The sequence below is a fragment of the Streptomyces sp. NPDC048623 genome (genome assembly GCF_040650755.1).
GTDB lineage: Bacteria > Actinomycetota > Actinomycetes > Streptomycetales > Streptomycetaceae > Streptomyces.
In genome coordinates, this window is the sequence record NZ_JBEZHV010000017.1 from 85007 (window position 1) to 100011 (window position 15005).

At 74.3% G+C, this 15005-nt stretch carries 13 protein-coding genes; 7 read left to right on the top strand and 6 right to left on the bottom strand.

Annotated elements, in window-relative coordinates; genetic code table 11:
• Positions 1-88: 88 nt before the first annotated feature.
• On the top strand, positions 89-1561 hold the full coding sequence (locus AB0C73_RS23780) for an aldehyde dehydrogenase (NADP(+)) (protein WP_362533498.1): 1473 nt from the start codon (positions 89-91) through the stop codon (positions 1559-1561).
• Positions 1562-1682: 121 nt separating this feature from the next.
• Here AB0C73_RS23780 and AB0C73_RS23785 read toward each other — a convergent pair whose 3' ends face one another.
• A complete protein-coding gene (locus AB0C73_RS23785) occupies positions 1683-2684 on the bottom strand; it encodes a zinc-dependent alcohol dehydrogenase family protein (protein ID WP_362533687.1) in 1002 nt (333 codons plus the stop codon).
• 105 nt (positions 2685-2789) lie between these two features.
• On the opposite strand from AB0C73_RS23785, the gene AB0C73_RS23790 reads away from it, so the two are divergent.
• The 3 genes from AB0C73_RS23790 (at position 2790) to AB0C73_RS23800 (ending at position 5749) form a co-directional block, all read left to right on the top strand.
• Positions 2790-3755, top strand: coding sequence for an AraC family transcriptional regulator (locus tag AB0C73_RS23790; RefSeq protein WP_362533500.1), 966 nt, complete (start codon positions 2790-2792; stop codon positions 3753-3755).
• Positions 3756-3836: 81 nt separating this feature from the next.
• Positions 3837-4535, top strand: a complete 699-nt coding sequence (locus AB0C73_RS23795) for a DsbA family oxidoreductase (protein ID WP_362533503.1) — start codon at positions 3837-3839, stop codon at positions 4533-4535.
• Positions 4536-4690: 155 nt separating this feature from the next.
• The gene (locus tag AB0C73_RS23800) at positions 4691-5749 is read left to right on the top strand and encodes an aminotransferase class V-fold PLP-dependent enzyme (RefSeq protein ID WP_362533689.1); all 1059 of its coding nucleotides are present in this window, start codon (positions 4691-4693) and stop codon (positions 5747-5749) included.
• A gap of 16 nt (positions 5750-5765) precedes the next feature.
• Here AB0C73_RS23800 and AB0C73_RS23805 read toward each other — a convergent pair whose 3' ends face one another.
• Entirely contained in the window at positions 5766-6287 is a 522-nt protein-coding gene (locus AB0C73_RS23805) for a MarR family winged helix-turn-helix transcriptional regulator (protein ID WP_362533505.1), read from the bottom strand.
• Between the two features lie 215 nt (positions 6288-6502).
• On the opposite strand from AB0C73_RS23805, the gene AB0C73_RS23810 reads away from it, so the two are divergent.
• Positions 6503-7570: an alkene reductase gene (locus tag AB0C73_RS23810; protein WP_362533508.1), complete on the top strand. Its 1068-nt coding sequence runs from the start codon at positions 6503-6505 to the stop codon at positions 7568-7570.
• Between the two features lie 33 nt (positions 7571-7603).
• Here AB0C73_RS23810 and AB0C73_RS23815 read toward each other — a convergent pair whose 3' ends face one another.
• Positions 7604-8707, bottom strand: a complete 1104-nt coding sequence (locus AB0C73_RS23815; protein WP_362533691.1) for an aminotransferase class V-fold PLP-dependent enzyme — start codon at positions 8705-8707, stop codon at positions 7604-7606.
• Positions 8708-8955: 248 nt separating this feature from the next.
• Here AB0C73_RS23815 and AB0C73_RS23820 point away from each other — a divergent pair, with 248 nt between their 5' ends.
• The gene (locus AB0C73_RS23820; protein WP_362533511.1) at positions 8956-10080 is read left to right on the top strand and encodes a hypothetical protein; all 1125 of its coding nucleotides are present in this window, start codon (positions 8956-8958) and stop codon (positions 10078-10080) included.
• Positions 10081-10122: 42 nt separating this feature from the next.
• Here AB0C73_RS23820 and AB0C73_RS23825 read toward each other — a convergent pair whose 3' ends face one another.
• A complete protein-coding gene (locus AB0C73_RS23825; protein WP_362533693.1) occupies positions 10123-10308 on the bottom strand; it encodes a DUF6879 family protein in 186 nt (61 codons plus the stop codon).
• Positions 10309-10624: 316 nt separating this feature from the next.
• On the opposite strand from AB0C73_RS23825, the gene AB0C73_RS23830 reads away from it, so the two are divergent.
• Positions 10625-11758 carry an amidohydrolase family protein gene (locus tag AB0C73_RS23830; RefSeq protein ID WP_362533514.1) on the top strand — a complete coding sequence of 378 codons (1134 nt, stop codon included), beginning with the start codon at positions 10625-10627 and terminating at the stop codon, positions 11756-11758.
• Positions 11759-11765: 7 nt separating this feature from the next.
• On the opposite strand, the gene AB0C73_RS23835 is transcribed toward AB0C73_RS23830, so the two are convergent.
• Positions 11766-12332 (bottom strand): GNAT family N-acetyltransferase, encoded by a 567-nt coding sequence (locus AB0C73_RS23835; RefSeq protein ID WP_362533517.1) that lies wholly within the window; start codon positions 12330-12332, stop codon positions 11766-11768.
• The gene (locus AB0C73_RS23840) at positions 12319-14697 is read right to left on the bottom strand and encodes a penicillin acylase family protein (RefSeq protein WP_362533520.1); all 2379 of its coding nucleotides are present in this window, start codon (positions 14695-14697) and stop codon (positions 12319-12321) included. Before AB0C73_RS23840 ends, AB0C73_RS23835 begins: the two co-directional genes overlap by 14 nt.
• Positions 14698-15005: the final 308 nt, after the last annotated feature.

A 15005-nucleotide genomic window follows, 5' to 3' on the forward strand; every position in this document is an offset into this window, starting at 1 on the left:
CGGCTCGGCCGTCTCTAGAGTCCCGGTGTCGGATTCACCTACAGGGACCGCGTTCAGAATAGCGAACAACGTGGGCGAGGGGCGTGTCGTGGCAGCATCAGTGTGGAGCGTGGACCCCCGTACGGGGAAGGAGCGGGAGCAGGTCGCCGTCGAGGCCGACGCCGCGGAGGTCGACCGGGCCGTACGGGCCGCGCACGCGGTCCGCGCCGCACTCGCCGACCGTGCCGCCCGGGCCCGGCTGCTGCGGACCGCCGCCGAGCTCCTCGACGCCGCCCGCGACCGGGTCGTGGAGGCCGCGGACGCCGAGACCGCCCTCGGACCGGTCCGGCTGACCGGCGAACTCGCCCGTACCACCGCCCAGTTGCGCTACTTCGCCGACATCGCCGACGAGGGCGCCTTCCTGGACGTACGGATCTCCCGCCCCGACCCGACGACCACCCCGCCCACCCCCGACCTGCGGCGCATGAAGATCCCGCTCGGTGTCGTCGCCGTCTACGCCGCCAGCAACTTCCCGCTCGCCTTCTCCGTCCCCGGCGGCGACACCGCGAGCGCGCTGGCCGCCGGCTGCCCCGTGGTGATCAAGGCGCACCCCTATCACCCGGCCACCTCCGAACTCTGCGCCGCCCTGTTGCGCAAGGCCGCCGCCGAGACCGGACTGCCCGAGGACGTCGTGCGGCTCGTGCACGGCTTCGACGCGGGCACGGAGCTCATCCGGCACCCGCTGGTCGCCGCCGCCGGCTTCACCGGCTCGGTCGAGGGCGGCCGGGCACTCTTCGACGCGGCCGCCGCCCGCCCCGTACCCATCCCCTTCCACGGCGAACTCGGCTCGCTCAACCCGGTGGTGATCACCGAGACCGCCGCCGGGCAGCGGCCCGAGGAGCTCGCCGCCGGGCTCGCCGCGTCGATGACCCAGGGCATGGGCCAGTTCTGCACCAAGCCCGGCTTCGTGCTCGCCCCGGCGGGCGAGGCGGGCGACCGCTTCGTCGACGCCCTGACCGAGGCCGTCGAGAAGGTCGAACCGGGCGTGATGCTCGCGCCCCGGATCCGCGGCCGCTTCCTCACCGCGACCTACGAGGACAGCCAGGCCGAGGGCGTCACGGCCCCCGTCCACCCGGGGCCCGCCGGCCCCCACACCGCCAAGGCCGGCTTCCTGAGCCTCGACGCCGGCACGCTCCTCGAAGGCGGCCGGCACGTACTCCTGCGCGAGACCTTCGGCCCGGTCACGCTCGTCGCCCGCTACGCCTCGCGCGAGGAGATCAGCGCCGTCCTCGCCCTCGTCCCCGGCAACCTCACCGCCACCCTCCAGGCCGCCGACGAGGACCCCGACGCCGCCTCCCTGATCGCCGAACTCACCCCGCTCGCCGGCCGGATCCTCGTCAACGGCTGGCCGACGGGCGTCGCGGTCGCCGACGCCCAGCACCACGGGGGCCCGTATCCCGCCACCACCTCCCCGTTCACCTCGGTCGGCGCGACCGCGATCGAGCGCTGGCTGCGCCCGGTGACGTACCAGTCGACGCCGCAGCACCTGCTGCCGCCGGAGCTGCGGGACGCGGGGGAGTAGCGGGCGGCAGGGCCGGTCGCACCCGGTCTTCCCCGGTCCCCCCCGGTCTTCCCCGGTCCCCCCGGTCCTCCCCGGTCCCCCCGGTCGCACCCGGTCTCCCCGGTCGCACCCGGTCCCCCGGTCACACCCGGACGACGATCTTCCCCAGGTGGGTGTTCGACTCCATGAGCCGATGCGCGGCGGGCATGGCGTCGAGCCCGTCGAAGGTCTCGGCGATCACCGGCGCGAGCGAGCCGTCGCGCAGCCCCGAGCCGATGAACCCGGAGGCCAGGCGGCGGCCCTCCGCCGTCCTGGCGAGGGCCCCGTTGTCGTAGGCGTGCACGGTCAGCGGCCAGTTCATCGACAGCTCGACCGGCCGGGGGTCCAGCCAGCCGTACAGGACGGCCGTGCCGCCGGGCCGCAGCGCGTCGCCCAGCCGTGCGAAGCCGGGTCCGCCGATCGCGTCGAAGGCGAGATCGGCGCCCGCGCCGCCGGTGATCCGCCGCACCTCGTCGACCAGGTCCTCGGTGTCCGTGGTGATCACGTGCGCCGCCCCCGCCTTCAGGAGCGCCTCGCGCTTGGCCGCGCCCCGGGTGGTCGCGATCGGCACGGCGCCGGTTCGCAGCGCCGTCTGGATCGCGGCCGTGCCCACACCGCTCGACGCCCCCGTGATCACCACGTGGTCGCCGGGCCTGAGCCCGCCGGTGAGCACCATCCCGCCGTACGCGGTGAAGTACGTGAGCCACACCGCGGCCCCGGTCACCGCGTCCACGCCCTCGGGCCGCCGCACCAGGTACGCGCGCGGCAGCACCACGCGCTCCGCGTACACCCCGTACACCCCGAAGTCGAAGTTGGCGGCCGCGAGCACCGGGTCGCCGGGCGCCAGGTCGACGACCTCGGCGCCGACCGCCTCGACGACGCCCGCCGCCTCGTAGCCGAGCCGTGAGCCGGGCAGCGTGGCCGGATAGTAGTAGGTGCCCGAACGGAACAGTGTCTCGGCCCGGTTGAGGCCGACGGCCTCGACACGGACGCGGACGTCGTTCGGGCCGGGGGCGGGCAGGGCGATCTCCTCGACGGACAGCACCTCCGGGCCGCCGAGTTCGTGGAACAGAACCGCCTTCGTCGTCATGCCGGTTGTCGTCATGCGGGTTGTCGTCATGCCCTCGACGGTAGGAGCGGGCGGTGAGACGATCCATGTCCTTCGCGCTCCCGGCCATGTCCGGTCGTCTCGCACGCTACGGTTCGGGGCATGGACGTACTGAGCGACGCCATCGCCGTGATGCGCACGGGCCGGCCGCACTCCTCCCGTACCGTCAACTTCACCCCCTGGGGCATCCGTTTCCCACCCAGCAAGGGCGCCGGCTTCCACGTCGTCCTGCAGGGCTCGGCCTGGCTCCTGCCGCCGGACGACAGCGCGCCCGTGCGGCTCGGCCCGGGCGACGTGGTCCTGCTCGCCCACGGCACGGGCCACGGCCTCGCCGACCACCCCGACACCCCGCTCGTCGACGCCGTACTGTCGCCCGACGGCTCCTGGCCCACGCCGCCGGTACGGGGACCGGTCGGCCCGGACGAGACGCTGCTGCTGTGCGGGGCGTACCGGCTGAGCCGGGCCCGCGCCCATCCGCTGCTGACCGAGCTCCCGCCGTACGTCCACATCCCGGCGCGGGTGGGCGCGCATCCGCGGCTGCGGGCGGCCGTGGACCTGCTCGGCGCGGAGCTCGCCGAGCCGCAGCCGGGGTCCGACGCGATCGTGCCCGCGCTGCTCGACACCCTGCTGCTCTACCTGCTGCGCACCTGGTGGCTGGCCGAACGCGCCGACCGCTCCACCGGCTGGTCCGCCGCCCTCGCCGACCCGGCCGTCGCCACGGCCCTGCGCGCCCTCCACGGCGATCCGGCCCGCGCCTGGACGGTCGAGGACCTCGGCGCCCTCACCGGCCTCTCGCGCGCCGCCTTCGCCCGCCGCTTCACGGCCCTGGTCGGCCGCCCTCCCCTCGCCTACCTCACCTGGTGGCGCCTCACCACGGCCGGCCGCCTCCTCCGCACCGATCTCACCCTCCCCCTCCGTACGGTCGCCCAGCGCGCGGGCTACTCCTCGGAGTTCGCCTTCGCCAAAGCCTTCAAACGCGCCTACGGCACGGCCCCGGGCCACTACCGCCGGGCTGCCGGAGCCTCTGCCGGGGTGGGGCGGCTCACACCCGCGGGCGCGGTGGAATGAAAACGGCGGGCCGGGGTGTTCCCGTCATGGAAGGCCCCGGCCACCGAGCCCCCCGAACCCCCCCCGTAGGAGAAGTCACCCATGCGCGTCGAGATCTGGAGCGACATTGCCTGTCCCTGGTGCTACATCGGCAAGGCCCGCTTCGAGAAGGGGCTCGCGGCCTTCGCCCACCGGGACGAGGTCGAGGTCGTGCACCGCTCCTTCGAGCTCGACCCGAACCGGGCCAAGGGCGACACCGGGCCGGTCCTGGAGATGCTCGCGCGGAAGTACGGGCGCAGCCTCGACGAGGCCCGGGCCATGGAGGCGCACGTCGCCGGCAACGCGGAGGCGGAGGGGCTCGGCTACCGCACGGAGGGGCGCGATCACGGCAACACCTTCGACATCCACCGTCTGCTGCACCTCGCGAAGGACCGCGGCCGGCAGAACGAGCTGCTCGATCTCGCCTACCGGGCCAACTTCGCCGAGGAGCGTTCCGTCTTCGACGACGAGACGCTGGTGACCCTCGCGGTCGAGGCCGGCCTCGACGAGTCCGAGGCGCGCGCGGTGCTCGCCGACCCCACCGCGTACGCCGACGCCGTACGGGCCGACGAGCGCGAGGCGGCCGAGCTCGGCGCGAACGGCGTGCCGTTCTTCGTCCTCGACCGGCGGTACGGGGTGTCCGGCGGCCAGCCCGCCGAGGTCTTCACCCAGGCCCTGGAACAGGCCTGGCAGGGCCGCGCCCTCCAGCCGGTCGGCGGCGGCGAGGCGGCGGCGTGCGACGTCGACGGCGGCACCTGCTGACCACGGCGAAGGACGCGGCCCACCGCGCGATATAAGCCAGGCTTGGAGATTCCCCGCAATTTTGCCCAATTGACGTGAGATCGTGGGGAATCCAGGCTGGGACCATGGAATCCGTGGAGCAGTCAAAGGACCAGTCAAAGGACCAGCCGAAGCCGCTGGTGCCGCTGGAGCCGCTGGGCGGCGCCGAGTTCGCCCCGAAGCAGACCTACCTCAACACCTCCGCCTGCGGGCTGCTGCCCCGCCGCACCGTCGACGCGGTCGTCCGGCTCGCCGAGGAGATCGCCGCCGGCCGTCCCGGCGGCGCCGGCGACTTCGAGGTGGTCGACGAGGCCCGGGCCGCCTTCGCCCGGCTCGCGCACATCGCCCCCGACCGGGTCGCGGTCGGCAGCTCCGTCTCCGTCCACGTCGGCATGGTCGCGCAGTCCATGCCGGCCGGGGCCGAGATCCTCTTCGCCGAGGGCGACTTCTCCTCCGTCATCAACCCCTTCACGGTCCGCGGCGACCTCAAGCTCCGGTTCGTGCCCCTCGACCGGCTCGCCGAGTCCGTACGGCCGGAGACCGCGCTCGTCGCCTTCTCCGCCGTGCAGTCGGCGGACGGCCGCACGGCCGACCTCGCGGCGATCCGCGCCGCCGCGGCGGCGCACGGCGCCCGTACCCTGCTCGACGCGACGCAGTCCGCGGGCTGGCTGCCGCTGTACGCGGGGGAGTGGGACTTCACCGTCTCCGGTGCCTACAAGTACCTGCTCTGCCCGCGCGGCGCGTCCTTCCTCACCGTCACCGCCGAGGCGCAGGACGCGCTGCTCCCCATCCACGCGGGCTGGGTCAGCGGCGAGGACCTGTGGGCCAACAACTACGGCCCGGTGCGCGAACTCGCCCGCTCCGCCCGCCGGTTCGACGAGCCGATGGCCTTCCTCTCGTACCACGGCGCTGCCCGCTCCCTCGCGCTCCTGGAGGAGATCGGCATCGAGCGGATCGAGGCCCACAACAAGGCCCTCGCGGCCCGCCTCCGGGCCGGGCTCGACGCGCTCGGGCACCCGGCGGTCGCGGACGACTCCACGGTCGTCGGCGTGCCGGGCCTCGGCGACCGCGCCGACGCGCTGCGCGAGGCGGGCATCCTGCTCTCGGACCGCGCCGGGAACCTGCGCGCCTCCTTCCACCTCTACAACTCCTCGGCGGACGTCGACCGGGTGCTGGAAGTCCTCGCCGCCGGCTGACCGGCACCCCCGAGGGTCAGTCCTCCGCCCCGCACTCGCCCGCCGCCCGGCACAGGTTCTCCTCCAGGCGGGCGAGCAGCCGGGTGAGCTCCGTGCGCTCGGCGGGTGTCAGGCCGGTCAGGGAGTGCTCCTCCAGGGAGCACCAGACCTCCTCGACGCGGGCGCGCAGCGCCTCGCCCTCCTCCGTCGCCTCGACGAGCACCGCCCGCCGGTCGTCCGGGTCGGGGCGGCGGCGGACATGGCCGGACTGCTCCAGGCGCTGGAGCATCTTGGTGACCGTGGACGGGTCCAGGTCGAGTTCCCTGATCAGTACGGACTGGCGCACCGGACCGCAGTCCCACAGGGCCATCATCAGGAACTCCTGGCCCGGGTAGAGCCCCATCTCCTTCAGGCGCCGCCCGGCCGCGAACCGGTGCAGCCGCGCCACCCGGGACAGGGTGTGACTGACCGGGCCCCCACGGGCCGCGGACGGCAGCGCGCCCGCCGCACCGCCCGCCGCGGCGGCGATACAGACGGGGTCCGGTCCTGATCCGGTCATGGCGGGCTCCCTGCTCCTCGTCCTCGTGCCTCGGTGCTTCGTCACCTCGGTGCCTGGCGCGTGCTCCGGGCCGATGGTCCGAGCCTACGTCGCGCCCATTTTCCTCCCCTTCGCTCCCCGTCCCTCCCAGATTACCTTGGCTGGCCAAGTAAATGGGTTACAGTGAACTCCGGCCCGAATGGTTGGCCGACCACATATTTCCTGAGGGGACCGCCATGACCACCGCCTTCGACCCCATCGACCTCGCCGGCACGCGCCTCGCCAACCGCATCGCCATGGCGCCCATGACCCGCAGCCGGGCCGAGGCCGAGGGCCGCGTCCCGACCCCGCTCACCGCCGAGTACTACGCCCAGCGCGCCACCGCCGGCCTGATCATCAGCGAGGGCGTGCAGCCCACCGCCGTCGGCCAGGGCTACCCCAACACCCCCGGCCTGCACAGCGCCGAGCAGATCGCCGCCTGGCGCGTGGTCACCGACGCCGTCCACGAGCGCGGCGGACGCATCTTCGCCCAGCTCATGCACGCCGGCCGGATCAGCCACCCCGACGTCCTCGGCGACGGCCTCCACCCGGTCGGCCCGTCCGCCGTCGCCCCCGCCGGCCAGCTCTTCGCCGGGCCCGGGATGGTGGACTTCACCGCCCCGCGCGAGCTGACCGCCGACGAGGTGCGCGAGACGATCGAGGGGTTCGCGGCGGCCGCCCGCAACGCCGTCGAGGCCGGCTTCGACGGCGTCGAGATCCACGGCGCCAACGGCTACCTGGTGCACCAGTTCCTGTCCACCAACAGCAACCACCGCACCGACGAGTGGGGCGGCTCCGTCGAGAACCGCATCCGCTTCGCCGTCGAGGTCGTCCGCGCCGTCGCCGACGCCATCGGCCCCGAGCGCACCGGCCTGCGGCTCTCCCCGGCCAACACCTACAACGACATCGCCGAGACCGACACCGCCGAGGTCTACCCGGCCCTGGTCTCCGCGATCGACCCGATCGGGATCGCGTACCTGCACGTCACCGAGCCGGTGGCCGAGGTCCGCGAGCTCACCCAGCTCCTGCGCAAGAGCTTCTCCGGCACCTTCGTGCTCAACCCGGCCACCGAGGGCCCGACCGGCCCCGGGGCGCTGGGCCTGATCGAGGACGGCACCGCCGACATCCTCGCGTACGGTGCCCTGTTCCTCGCCAACCCCGACCTGCCGGCCCGCCTCGCGGCCGACGGCCCGTACAACACCCCGGACCCCGCCACCTTCTTCGGCGGCGACCACCGCGGCTACACCGACTACCCGGCGCTGTAACGGCGAGAGGGGTACGAGGGCACGAGGAGTACGTCAGGCGGTCCACGCCTCCGTGACCGCCCGGCGCGCGCCCTCCAGGTCCACGGCGCGGCCCGTCTCCGCGAGGGCCGCGCCGAGCGCCGCCAGCGAGGACCGCACCGCGCCGGGCGTCGCGTCCACCCCGTAGTGGTTCACCCGGATCATCTCCTTCGCCAGCGACCCGCCACCCGCGATCAGCGGCAGCGACGGGTCGGCGGCCAGCGCCTTCGCGACCAGCTCCGAGGCGTCCACCCCGGCCGGGGAACGCAGCGTCGTCGCGACCGGCGCCGCGTCCTTCGCCTCGTACACATACGGCTCCAGGCCGCCGCCCAGCGCCAGCGCACCCGCCCGGGTCGCCGCCGCGGCCGCCGCGTGCCGGGCCGTCAGGGCGTCGAGACCCTCGGTCTCGATCCGGTCCAGGCACGCCTCCAGGGCCAGCATCTCCAGCTGCGCCGGGGCGTGCAGCAGCGCCTTGCGGCCGCCGTCGATCCAGCGCTCCTTCCAGTCCAGGAGGGAGAGGTACGAGCGGCGCGGCGCCGCCGGGTTGGCCGCGAAACGCTCCCAGGCCCGCTCGCTCACCGACACCGCCGACACACCGGCCGGGCCGCCCATCGCCTTCTGCGCGCCGATGATGCACATGTCGACGCCCCAGACGTCCGGCAGCACCGGCTCGGCGCCCACCGAGGCCACCGCGTCCAGGTAGAACAGCGCGTTGTGCGCCCGTACCACCTCGCCGATCTCGGCCACCGGGTTGGTGTTGCCGGTCGCCGCCTCCGCGTGCACCAGCGACACGAAGTCGATCTCCGGGTGCTCCTCGAAGGCCCGCGCCACCTGCTCGGCGGTCACCGCCGTGTGGAACGGCACCTCCAGGTCGACCACGGTCGCACCGCAGTCGCGCAGCCAGTTGCCGAAGGTCTGCCCGTACGGACCGGTGACCACGTTCAGCGCCGTCGAGCCCGCCCGGGCCCCGCTGCGGATGCAGCCCTCCAGCGGCAGCAGCGCCTCGCCCTGGGTGATCACCACGTCCTGCTCGGTGGAGAGCAGCGCGGCGACCCGCCGCTCGATCGACGCGAAGCGGGCGGCGGTCAGCGGGGCCAGGTCGAGGAGCGGGTGCGTCACGGTCACGGTGGTGCCTTCTTCGGTGTCGGAGCCTGTCGCGGGCCAGCGTACCGAGGGGGCCCGGCCGGGCCCCGAGCCGCCGTCGGCCCCCGCGCCGGGCGCCGCGTGTGACAGCGCTGTACGGAACGTGTCACAGGGCACACATCGTGGGGCCCGGCCGCTTCCCGCCGGCCTGCGGCGGTGGGATGTTACGGGCCGCAGCGGCCGCACTCGGGCGCGCCGCCGGGAGGGAAGACGGGGTGGACACCATGACGGACAGTGCCGGCAGAGAGACCGGAGAGACCGGAAACGCCGGAGAGACCGGAACAGCCGGAGAAGCCGGGTACGGCAGGGCGCGCGGCCGGCGGGCCGCGCTGGCGGCCGTCGTGGCCGCCGCAGTGCTGGCCCTGGCGGCGCCGCTGGCCCTCGGCGGGGAGGCGACAGCGGGCGCGACGGGACGCACGGGACCGGCCGAACCGACCGCGACGACGGGACCGGCCGGACTGACGACCCTTGGCTTCACGGAATGGACCCCGATTCCGCGGCCGTCGAACCCCGCGCTCGAGCGCTTGGTGATCAGCCGCCCCATCGTCTTCGCCCGCTACACGGCGACGGACTCGATCGAGGACCTCTACACGATCTCCCCGATCGGCGGCGCGGCCGTCAAGCTCACCAACACCCCGACCGTCAGCGACGTGATGCCCAGCTGGTCCCCGGACGGCAAGCGGGTGGCGTTCCTCCGATACGGCTCCGGCGGCGCGATCGACGGCATCTGGACGATGAAGAGCACCGGCGGCGACCTGAAGCCCGTGCCCGGCACCGAGGGCGCCTCCGACCCGGCGTGGTCGCCGGACGGAAAGAAGATCGCCTACTCCAGGCCGGTCGGCACCGAGCGCGAGATCTACGCGGCCGACGTCGACGGCACGTCCGCCACGCGCCTGACCTTCACCACCGAGGACGAGTACCACCCGACGTGGTCCCCGGACGGCGCGTACCTGGCGTTCAGCCGCGCGGACGCGTCCGGGCACAGCCGGCTGATGCGGATCCAGCTGTCCACCCTGGCCCAGAATCCGATCACCGCGGCCGGCTCCCAGGACTGGACGCCCGACTGGTCGCGCGGCGACCGGATCGTCTTCAGCCGGGTGGACTCCACCGGCTTCGCCCACCTCTACGTCATCCGCCCCGACGGCACGGGCGAGAACCGCATCACCTCGGCCCGCGCCAACGACAAGTACCCCTCCTGGTCGCCGGACGGCAGGCGCCTGGTCTTCACCCGGGGCGGCACCGACGACGCGGACCCCGAGCACCTCTTCCTGGTACGGGGCGACGGCACCGCGCTCACCCAGCTCACCAAGACCGACTCGCACGACCTGGAGGCCGACTGGCGCCCGTGACCTGCCCGCTCGACACGGCTCGTAGAGTGCGGGTATGAGCGATCACGTGGTGCTGCATAAGACCCTACGACCGGCTGCGTACGGTGCTCGTTCGTGCGGCGCGACCGCAGACCGGCGGACGGCCGGGCACCTCAGGGGGCGCGAGAGGACGTGCACGCGGTACATGCGACGTCCCGAGGCGACGTAGCTCCGGATCTCGTCCAGCCAGTCCGCGTTGTAGTTCGGGATCTCGACGAGGGTCTCGTGCGCGGGGATCTCCAGCCCGTGGTCCGTCGGTGTTTCACCCTGGACCAGGATCGTGCCCCGGTCCGGTCTGGTAGATCGTCGGGCAGTCCCGCTTGTCGCACGTCGTCGCCGGCATGGTCACCTTCACGAGCGTTCCCCTTCCCGTATGACGGTCTCGTCTGATCGTTCCGGCGTGGGGTGTGCCCCGGCAAGGGGCTCAAGTTTCCGGAACGGGAAAGCCGCGCGGGGCACGACCTCCGTCGGGGGTGGCCTGGGTCACGCAGACCGCCAAGCGCGGGGCGGATCTCCTCCTGGGAGGATGCTGGGGGCAGGCAAACTGGGGAGCAGGGAAAAGGTGCGAGGAAACTTGAGCGTGCTGCATGTGAAGGGGCGGGTGCTCGTCGGCCCGGAGGACGTACGGGACGAGCTGTGGTGCGTCGACGGGCGGATCACCTTCGAGCGCCCCCCGGCCGCCGCCGGGGAGGTCACGACCGTCGAGGGCTGGGTGCTGCCCGGCCTGGTCGACGCGCACTGTCACGTCGGCCTCGACAGGCACGGCCCGGTGGACGAGGCCACCGCCGAGAAGCAGGCGCTCACCGACCGGGACGCCGGCACCCTCCTCATCCGCGACGCCGGCTCGCCCTCCGACACCCGCTGGATCGACGACCGTGAGGACCTGCCGAAGATCATCAGGGCCGGCCGGCACATCGCCCGCACCCGCCGCTACATCCGCAACTACGCCCACGAGATCGAGCCCGAGCAGCTCGTCGCGTACGTCGGGCAGGAGGCCCGGCGCGGCGACGGCTGGGTCAAGCTGGTCGGCGACTGGATCGACCGCGACCTCGGCGACCTCTCCCCGTCCTGGCCGCGCGCCGAGGTCGAGGCCGCCATCGCCGAGGCGCACCGGCTGGGCGCCCGGGTCACCGCGCACTGCTTCGCCGAGGACTCGCTGCGCGACCTGGTCGAGGCGGGCATCGACTGCGTCGAGCACGCCACCGGGCTGACCGAGGACACCATCCCGCTGTTCGCCGAGCGCGGCGTCGCCATCGTCCCCACCCTGGTCAACATCGCGACCTTCCCGCATCTCGCGGACGGCGGCCAGGAGAAGTTCCCGCGCTGGTCGGCGCACATGCGCCGGCTGCACGAGCGGCGTTACGACACGGTGCGCGCCGCCTGGGACGCGGGCATCCCGGTCTTCGTCGGCACCGACGCGGGCGGCTCGCTCGCGCACGGCCTGGTCGCCGCCGAGGTCGAGGAGCTCACCCGGGCCGGCATCCCCGCCCTCGACGCGCTGTCCGCGACCGCCTGGCGGGCCCGTACCTGGCTCGGCCGCCCGGGCCTGACCGAGGGCGCCCCCGCCGACCTCGTCGTCTACGGCGAGGACCCGCGCGCGGACGTCCGCGTCCTCGCGGCGCCGCGGCGGGTCGTGGTCAACGGCCGGGTGATCGGCTGAGCCCCGGTCAGCCCCTGGTGTAGAAGGCCAGCCGCGCCCGCTTCTCCGGGACGAACACCTCCGGCAGGTCCACCTCCGGCAGCAGGACCTCCGGGCCGAGCTCGAACCCGGCCCGTACGAGCCGGGCGACCGCCTTCTCGTTGGCGGCGTCCGGCTCGGCCACGATCCGGCTGCGGCCGGTCAGCGCGAAGTCGAGCAGGGCGGTGAGCAGCCCACTGGTGAAGCCCTTCTCGGGCGCGGCGGCCGAGGGCGCGACGAAGAGATGCACACCGATGTCGCCCGGCCGGGCCGCGTAGCACTCGGAGACCCGGTCGGCCTCGGGGTCGTACGTCTGGAAGACCGCGACGGGTATGCCGTCGCGGCGCACCAGGTAGCCGTGGTGGGTGCCGAGCGAGTCGAGGTGGGCGTAGATCTCCCGCACCTGCTCGACGGTGGTGCCGTGCATGCCCCAGAAACGGGCCCGCTCCTCGTTGACCCAGGCGTGGAGCAGCGGGGCGTCGGCGCCGGGGTCGATCCGGTCGACGCGGACGGTGCCGAAGCCCTCGACGGTCCGTGTGTACTCAGTCCTGCTCATCGTCTCCGTCTTCCTTCACGAGGCGGGTCCAGTCGGTGGTGACGGGGGCGAGTTCGCCCCGCAGCCACAGGGGGAGCTGGTCGCGGTGGTGCGGGTCGCCGGGCACCCCGGAGGCGCCGAACGGGACGATCCACCGGCTGCGTTCGCGGTCCGCGAGGTCCCACACATAGCGGGCGGCGGAGGCGCGGGCGCTGCGGTCGGTGAACCCGGGCACGCTGGAGGTGGAGAGCACGCAGTCGTGGTCGCCGCCGAGCCCCGGCCAGGACTCGTGGTCCTCGTCCGGGTCCGCGTCCGGCAGCGCCTGCCAGGGCGCCAGCCGGTGGGTCACGCCCCACGCGGGCGGCGCGTCCCCGGCGGCGACCTCCTCCAGGGCCTCGCGCACGATCCGCGCCCGGTCGCCGGCCGGCACCGGACCGTCGCCGGTCAGCAGGGTCTCCAGGGCGAGCCCGACGCGCGCGCCGAGCGCGAGCCAGGGCTGGAACAGTTCGGGGTACGGGGCGGGTTCACGCAACTCCGCGAAGGCCCCGTGGCCGGTGATCCGCCGGACCACCGCGCCGCGCACCGCCGCGTACAGCCCGGCGTCGGTGCTCTCGGCCTCCATCCGCCGGTCCCAGGCGAGCAGCCTCGCCCGCACCCGGCGGGCGGCGGGGGAGAGTGACTCCTCGGCCGTGGCGCGGATCCGCTCCAGGAGCGGGCGCGCGGACAGGTTCTCGGTGTCGGTGTGCACGGCGGTGGTCGCCTCCGGCGTCCAGGCGTCGGAGGAGCCGAGCAGCGCCGCGATCCGCTCGGCGCGGTGCGGCGGCGCGAACTCGACCCCCAGCGGCGTGGCGATCCCACGCGCATTGGCCATCACCGCGCAGCCGTCGCGGTCGACCCCGGCCCGGGGCAGTGCCGCGGGCGCCTCCGCCCACTCGTGTCCCGCCTCCCACGCGGGCACCACGCGCAGCGCGTTCTCCCGGCTGCGTACGGGCACATACCCGGCGACCCGATGCAGCAGCCCCCCGTCCCCGTCGGCCGCCTGCACCACGTTCACCGGCTCCACCCAGCCGTCGAGCGCCCGGTCCACGTCCCCGACACTCCGCGCCCGCAACAACGCGGGCAGCACGCCGAACCCCGACTCCCCGGTGACACGGGGCGGGTAGCGCAGGCTGATCGCCTCCCACTCGACGATGCCGACCGCGGCGTCGGTCTCGGTCGCCTTGCCGGGTGCGGCCGGGGTACGGGCCTGCGGCATGGCGCGGAGCGCCGCCGCCCGGTCATCGGGCGGCAGGGCGCCCGCCGTCGGCGGGGCCGTGGCGCCAGGGCCCTCGCCCGCCTCGCCCGCCTCGCCCGCCTCGCCGGCCTCGCCGGCCTCGCCCGCCTCGTCGGCGCCGCCGGTCGGCCCGGCGTCGCGGCGCGCATCGCCGCCCGCGGCACGGGCCGCGCCCTCCCCGTCCCCGGCGCCGAAGGCGCCTCCCGCACCGATGATCACCGGCCCGCGGCCCGTCTCCACCACCTCCACCCGGACCGGATCGGCCGCGCCCCTGACCCGTACCGTCTCCGTGTGCGCGGCCGCCGGTTCCCAGCCGGCCGGGCCGAGGGCCTCGATCCGGCCGTCGGGGTGGCGGCGCAGCCGCTCGCGGTAGAGGTCCTGGTAGTCGGCCATGGCGTTGGTGACGGCCCAGGCGACATGGCCGGCGTGGCCGAAGTGGGCCAGGCCGGGGACGCCCGGGACGGCGAGGCCGAGGACGTCGTAGGCCGGGCAGGAGAGACGGATCTGCTGGTAGACGCCGGGGGCCTCGATGAAGCGGTGCGGGTCGCCCGCGACGAGCGGGGCGCCGCTCGCGGTGCGGGCGCCGGGGACGAGCCAGCCGTTGGAGCCGGCGGTGCCCGGGCCGTCGGCGGCGAAGAGCTCGGTCCACCGCTCGCCGAGCCGCGCCGCGACCCGGTCGCGCCACAGCTTGGTGGGGAAGCCGGCGAACAGGAGGTGGGTGGACAGCCACACCGCCAGCGGCGTCCAGGGCTCCCAGCGGCCCGGCCGCAGCCCGGTCGCCGCGAACTCGGGTGCGCGCCGGGCGCCCGCCGCCAGGCCCTCGTTGACCCCGTCCACGTACGCCCGCACCCACGCCGCGGTCTCCGCGTCGAGCCGCTCGTGGCAGCGGCGCGCCGTGTCGGCCAGGCGCGCCCGGCGGACGAGGACGTCCCAGCCCGTCTCCGCCGCGCCCAGGAACTCCGCCGTCGTGCCCTGCGCCCGGTGCCGCTCGACCTCCAGCTGCCAGGCCCGGTCCCGGGCGGTCACCAGTCCCTGCGCGCGGGCGAGTTCCAGCGGGTCGTCGGCGCGCAGATGCGGGACGCCCCAGGCGTCCCGGAAGACCTCGATGCTCACTGCGCTCCCGCACTCCTCAATCTTGGTTAGGTTAGCCTGCCCTAAATTAACCTATCAGGAGTGCGGCGGCGTGCCGTGCGGCACGTTGACGAACCGTTACTTCGGCCCGGCGCGCCTCGTTGATGTCCTTCCGCTGGAGGCGCCTTCTGCTCGCACACGCTGTGACACGCGGGACGTGCGGCGATGGTTGTGCCGTTTTCATTCGAAAATGAGCACGGAAACCACCCTTTAGGGTGAACTCACGCCAGGTGTCTGCCAGTTCACCCACAGTGCGTAAAGATTCCGGTGTCTCAGTCGCCGGAGCCGCA

Coding starts and splice junctions, on each gene's coding strand:
- AB0C73_RS23795 (WP_362533503.1), top strand. CDS start 3,837: ATGCGCGTCGAGATCTGGAGCGACATTGCCTGTCCCTGGTGCTACATC.
- AB0C73_RS23830 (WP_362533514.1), top strand. CDS start 10,625: ATGCTGGGGGCAGGCAAACTGGGGAGCAGGGAAAAGGTGCGAGGAAAC.
- AB0C73_RS23790 (WP_362533500.1), top strand. CDS start 2,790: ATGGACGTACTGAGCGACGCCATCGCCGTGATGCGCACGGGCCGGCCG.
- AB0C73_RS23810 (WP_362533508.1), top strand. CDS start 6,503: ATGACCACCGCCTTCGACCCCATCGACCTCGCCGGCACGCGCCTCGCC.
- AB0C73_RS23805 (WP_362533505.1), bottom strand. CDS start 6,287: ATGACCGGATCAGGACCGGACCCCGTCTGTATCGCCGCCGCGGCGGGC.
- AB0C73_RS23835 (WP_362533517.1), bottom strand. CDS start 12,332: ATGAGCAGGACTGAGTACACACGGACCGTCGAGGGCTTCGGCACCGTC.
- AB0C73_RS23820 (WP_362533511.1), top strand. CDS start 8,956: ATGACGGACAGTGCCGGCAGAGAGACCGGAGAGACCGGAAACGCCGGA.
- AB0C73_RS23785 (WP_362533687.1), bottom strand. CDS start 2,684: ATGACGACAACCGGCATGACGACGAAGGCGGTTCTGTTCCACGAACTC.